Raw genomic sequence first — 4995 nt, 5'->3', positions numbered from 1 at the left:
TGCCTCGTCGCCATCCAATAACAAGATGATTTCTTCTAAATCTCCGCAGCTTTCCAATGCCTTTTTATGTGCTCCAGTAAATCCATTTGTTCCATATAAGGCTAAAACTTCAAAGTCTTTTAAAGCATTGATTTCTAACAAACTTGCTGCATCAATAATACTTTCTGTTAGTATAATTCGTTTTGCCCTTTTGCTTGGATAACAAGGATATAAACCACATCTACCCAACTGGTAAAAATGACCATTGGTCAAACTTCTGCCATAAAAACTGACCACTTGACCAAGCCTATTTTTAAGGGGATAAATTAAGCTATTGCTCGCCCAAGATTTATTCTCTTTTGTAATTAAGCCGACTAATTTGGCTTGCTCTGCTAACTTACTTTTAGAAAGTTTTCCGCTATGATAGCCCACATTTCCTGTACTTAAACCTCTTGATTTAGCGTGCTTGCTCAAGCTCAATTTTAAGGCTTTCCAAATTTGATCTATTGTCATTTCGATAGGTTTTGACGAGCCTATCAGCGCTGATATTTTCTTTTGAAAAAAAAATATTGTAGAACGAATACTATTTAATTTTTAAAAGGTTTTTGATTTTGAAAGAACATTAATGTTTCGTACTTTTACATAAATCATTGATTATAAGTTTCAACTAAAACGTATGAGTTTCGGAAAAAGATTATTACAAGCACGCAAAAAGAAAGGTCTTTCACAAAGTGATGTCGCTAAAGCACTCAATACTAAAGGTCCTGCTATTGGTCGTTATGAGCGTGATGAAATGAAGCCTTCTATTGATGTAGCTACAAAATTAGCTAATCTATTAGAAGTCTCGCTTGATTATTTAGTTGGTAAAACGGAACTAGAATTAGATCCAAGTGTTTTAAATAAAGTAGTCGAATTGCAAAAATTACCTAAAGAGATTCAAGACAAATTGTTTTTCTTTATTGATATGTCAATTAGAGACTTCAAAGCTAAACAAGCTTATTCCTAGTATTAATTATTTTAAATTATGGCAAACACAAATATTCAGTTACAAAGCCTAATATCTAAACTTGAAAGTTTAGAAAACGACACTTTATTACAACGTGTTTCAGATTTTCTAGATGGCATCTTAGCTGCTTCTGACAGCAAAAAAATAGAAGAACTTCCTCCTTTAACACAAGATGAAATTGAAGGGGTCAAAGAAGCTTTAGAGCAAGCAAAAAATGGAGAAGTTTATTCAGAGGAAGAGATAAAAAATAAATTTTTTAAATGAAAAAAGTTACGATAAAGTATACTAAAAAAGCGAAAGAAGATTTAGAGGAGATGAGCGAATACTACTCTCCAAGAAGTAAACAAAGAAAAATTATTGCTGACCGAATTGACAGCCTCAAAAAACAACCCCTACGAGGACGACCAGTTCCAGAGTTAGAAGATGAGAACATTCGTCAAGTAGGCGCTGATAATTATCGTATCATTTATCATGCCGTGGCAGAGTATTTATTAATGATTTTAAGAATTTGTAGTTTTAAAAAACCTATTAATCCTGATAAAGATTTAGACTTCGATAATTAAATATTCTTTACAACTTTAAGGCACAAGCCGATTCATCAAAAATGGTTGTTTGGGTAACGTCCCAAACAACCATTTTTGATGTTCAGATTTTGGGAGTGATAACGAACAAATCTGACTATTCCTATTCCATCACGTAGCAACAAGCATGAGAGAGCTTGTGCTACTCAAGCACAAAGGCATAGCAAAAAAAACGTGAACGAAAGCCTTACAGGCTGTATGTACTGTAAGTGTAGGGAGTGACAGGTGTGCTATAGGAAAGCTGTGATCACAGCGATAGAGCACTACATAATGAACGAACGTACCCCAAAGGGGCAAATAGCCAGTGGCTATTTGGTGGAGTGAACTTGAAAAGATGCCCCTTCAGCTAGCAGCCGAAGGGGATTTTTTATGCAAGTATTTACCAATAATTTTATTTTAATTGAAAAAAATACGCAGCCTGACAGCTCCTACAAGGTACACACACTAGGGCGGTGGAGTGCTTATAACATGAACGAACGTACCCGAAGGGCATATAGCCAGTGGCTATATGGTGGAGTGAACCTGACAAGGATGCTACGCCGAGGCTATAAGGACGAGAACCGCCATGACACCGAATAGTAAAGCCTAGTACTGTGACAGATGGAACGGCTAGTGACTGGTAGCTTTTTCAGCTACTGGCGCAATACTAGATCGCTACTCTCTTGGTGGAATACCTTATTTTTCTAATTATCTCCAAAAACAGCAATCAAATAAGAGCCTCCCATCTCTTTAGCAATTTCAAGTTGAGAATCACTAAAATGTATATGCTCAAGACTTCCCATATAATCACCCAAAAATGTTTTAGGATAATAATCCTTTCTAATTATATATATATTAGCATAATTATCATCTTCATGTTCTTTTTCGTTTCTTTCAAAATCAAGAATCATTTGATATACCTTAGCCTTACAGTTTTCAAATGTAAATTTATTAGTTTTTACATTCTCAATAATATAAAAAGGATAATTTTCTATGTCAGTAACTTCAACATTATAATTAGAAGTATTAAATTTCTTATTCTTTTTATTGGAATCTAAATACTGTAAAGCTTTAGATTTATCTGAAAAAACTCCTGACACACAATTTTCCTGTGTAATAATGGTAATCATAGTATTGTAATTTACAAATCTTTTAATGGTGGCTTTTCTACACCCTTTATTGTACTTGGATTATGAAATTTCAACCATTTATTTATTTTTTTTACTGATCTATTTATCCAAGTTCTATTATTCTTAATAACATCTTTTGCTTTAGTACTTAACGTACCTTCAATAACTTCCCCCCCTGATCCAATTGTAGTTTTCCCACTAGGATCACTTTTATCTATCACGTGAAGATGACCTTCATAATGGTCGTTACTCTTATAATAATGTTCTAAAATTACTCCATTCTCTTCAACAACCTTTTTCTTAGGCAATGTTGGTTCTGTAAATCTCCCTGACTTTGACCTAAGTGGATTAAATCCAAAACTAGTTGTCTTTCTTGATTCATAAGCTAAATGCTTTATATAATTAGATGCTCCTCCAGCAGATTTTCTAACAATACTACCTACAGCTCCCTTTAAACCTCCAACAACTTTTCCTGCTGGGGTGATACTCAAAAATGCAGGTAAATTTCTTGCTGTTTTTGCTCCATCTCCTTCATATATTCCCTCTCCAAATTCATAAAGCCCGATTATTCCTTTAACTCCTCCTTCTGCAAAACTTTCTATTTGGTAATATGGATCTAATTCTTTAGACCAATCAATAGAATAAGCCTCTATCTGCTCTTTAGTTATTTTTTGTGGTTTAACAGAATAACCTGCATGAGCAGGATTATTATTGATATATGAAAACGTACTTCCAACTCCTTTGATTGTTGTAACAAAAAACGATTCAAAAAAGCCAGGTTCTTCTGCTTTCTCCAAACCATCTAAATCGATATATTTAACAACACTATTTTCTGCAAAAGCATAAGGTGTTAGATAAGAATAATTAGGTGCTAATGGATCAACACTAAGGAATTTAGCAATAGCAGGATTGTAAAGACGGAACCCATAATCCTGTATCAATTGGTTCCCCCATTCCTTATCATTTTCTTTTCCATTAAACCCGTAACGGTCATACTCTGTGCAACTTTTTTTAAGCCCTCTGCATACCCTTTTGGCACGCTCTATACAGCTTTAAAGATATAGCTTTTTCTTTCAATAGATACTATTTTCATTTGAAAATAATAAGCTATTTACATTGTTTTACATTTGCTTACATTTTTATAAAAAAGGGAAAGTGGTAGGTCTCGTCAGAAGTTGCTCTCCATAGCTGCGCCAGTATTTAAAATATCCTTCGCTAGTCGCTCTGTCTGTCACAGCTCTGGGCTTACCTATTCCTCGTCCTGCTAGTTCTCATCCTTATACTTTCATTTGAAAAAAGAAAAATACAAGCACTCCACTAGCCTAGTATGCGTACCGCTTTGGGAGCCGCCTAGCTGCGCTAACACTTGCATAAAAAATGTGGCTATCCATCGTAGTAATTTACTACTTTCCTGTCTAGCACTAGTCGCTCCATACGCTTACGGTACGTTCAGCCTTGCAGGACTTTTGTCCTCGTTTTTTTATAGCCTTGTCGGCTATAAGTTTTAATTTCTGTCAGTCGTGGCATTCGCTCTTTTCCCTCCCTACGCCTGCCAAAAATTAAAAGATCATTTCAAGGGATGATGCTTTAAAATGCCTTGTTGCAAGGCTTGTAAATGATTGGATTTATAACGCTCGGTACTGCTTGGATAACGATGCCCTGCAAAGTATTGGACCTCTTGCAAGCTCTTTCCTTGCTTAAACTGCTCCGCTATCACACTCATTCTAATCGTCTTAGGATTGATGGTTTTTCCTTGGATAATAGGACGATTCGATTCTATTAAATAATGTAAAGTTTCTCCATTGTCTGCCCTGCCTAGCTTACTGATAAACAAAGCTTTTTCTTTATTATCTCCTTTTAACAGCTCGATTCTATCTTGATACATATATTGATACAACGGTAAGATTTGACAAGGCTGCAAAGCTAAGGTTCTTGCCCTGCTGTTGTCGCTTTTTGGGATGTAGATTTGTGTTTGCTCCAAGTTTATATTTTCAAGCAATAAACGTTTGATCTCTCCACCTCGCAAGCCTTGGAACAAAAGCAAACTTATCATAGATAGATTTCTATTTCTAAGGAGTTTATAACGGTATTTTTTATCTAAAAAGTGTTGCCAAAGCTGCTGCAATTCAGTTGAAGATAAAAGCCGTTTCTGAACGCCATTATCTCTTCTTTTAGCATCTTTTAAATTGATAAACTGTGCTGGATTATCTTCTCTTAATTCACGATCTACTAAGTAGTTATAATACTTTTTAATGCTCTGTAAAATACGATTAATAGAACTTGGATTTTGTGTTTTTCTTTGAGTATTGATATAGTTAAT

The 4995-nt window shown here is 34.9% G+C and carries 7 protein-coding genes; 3 read left to right on the top strand and 4 right to left on the bottom strand.

All coding sequences use genetic code 11. The features are described from left to right. Nucleotides 1–492 (bottom strand): toprim domain-containing protein (locus CG11_RS28655; protein ID WP_197044009.1); only part of this gene is annotated, 492 nt, incomplete at its 3' end. 163 nt (nt 493–655) lie between these two features. Here CG11_RS28655 and CG11_RS28650 point away from each other — a divergent pair. From CG11_RS28650 to CG11_RS28640, 3 genes are read left to right on the top strand one after another with little or no spacing between them, the layout of a single operon-like run. Beyond that, the gene (locus tag CG11_RS28650; RefSeq protein WP_052600341.1) at nt 656–985 is read left to right on the top strand and encodes a helix-turn-helix domain-containing protein; all 330 of its coding nucleotides are present in this window, start codon (nt 656–658) and stop codon (nt 983–985) included. An 18-nt stretch (nt 986–1003) separates the two neighbouring features. Then, nucleotides 1004–1249 carry a hypothetical protein gene (locus tag CG11_RS28645; protein ID WP_052600340.1) on the top strand — a complete coding sequence of 82 codons (246 nt, stop codon included), beginning with the start codon at nt 1004–1006 and terminating at the stop codon, nt 1247–1249. Next, nucleotides 1246–1548 (top strand): type II toxin-antitoxin system RelE/ParE family toxin, encoded by a 303-nt coding sequence (locus CG11_RS28640; protein WP_052600339.1) that lies wholly within the window; start codon nt 1246–1248, stop codon nt 1546–1548. Before CG11_RS28645 ends, CG11_RS28640 begins: the two co-directional genes overlap by 4 nt. A gap of 701 nt (nt 1549–2249) precedes the next feature. Here the strand turns inward: CG11_RS28640 and CG11_RS28635 are convergent. From CG11_RS28635 to CG11_RS28625, 3 genes are all read right to left on the bottom strand, one after another. Further along, the gene (locus CG11_RS28635) at nt 2250–2675 is read right to left on the bottom strand and encodes a hypothetical protein (RefSeq protein ID WP_052600338.1); all 426 of its coding nucleotides are present in this window, start codon (nt 2673–2675) and stop codon (nt 2250–2252) included. A gap of 11 nt (nt 2676–2686) precedes the next feature. Further along, on the bottom strand, nt 2687–3721 hold the full coding sequence (locus CG11_RS28630) for an RHS repeat domain-containing protein (protein ID WP_081909686.1): 1035 nt from the start codon (nt 3719–3721) through the stop codon (nt 2687–2689). 521 nt (nt 3722–4242) lie between these two features. Further along, the coding region (locus tag CG11_RS28625; RefSeq protein WP_052600336.1) for a site-specific integrase at nt 4243–4995 on the bottom strand (753 nt) is incomplete at its 5' end.

Origin of the sequence: Aureispira sp. CCB-QB1 (assembly GCF_000724545.1) — a bacterium.
Lineage (GTDB): Bacteria > Bacteroidota > Bacteroidia > Chitinophagales > Saprospiraceae > Aureispira.
Note: the sequence above shows the minus strand (reverse complement) of the source record. Positions and strands in the feature narration are given on the sequence as shown.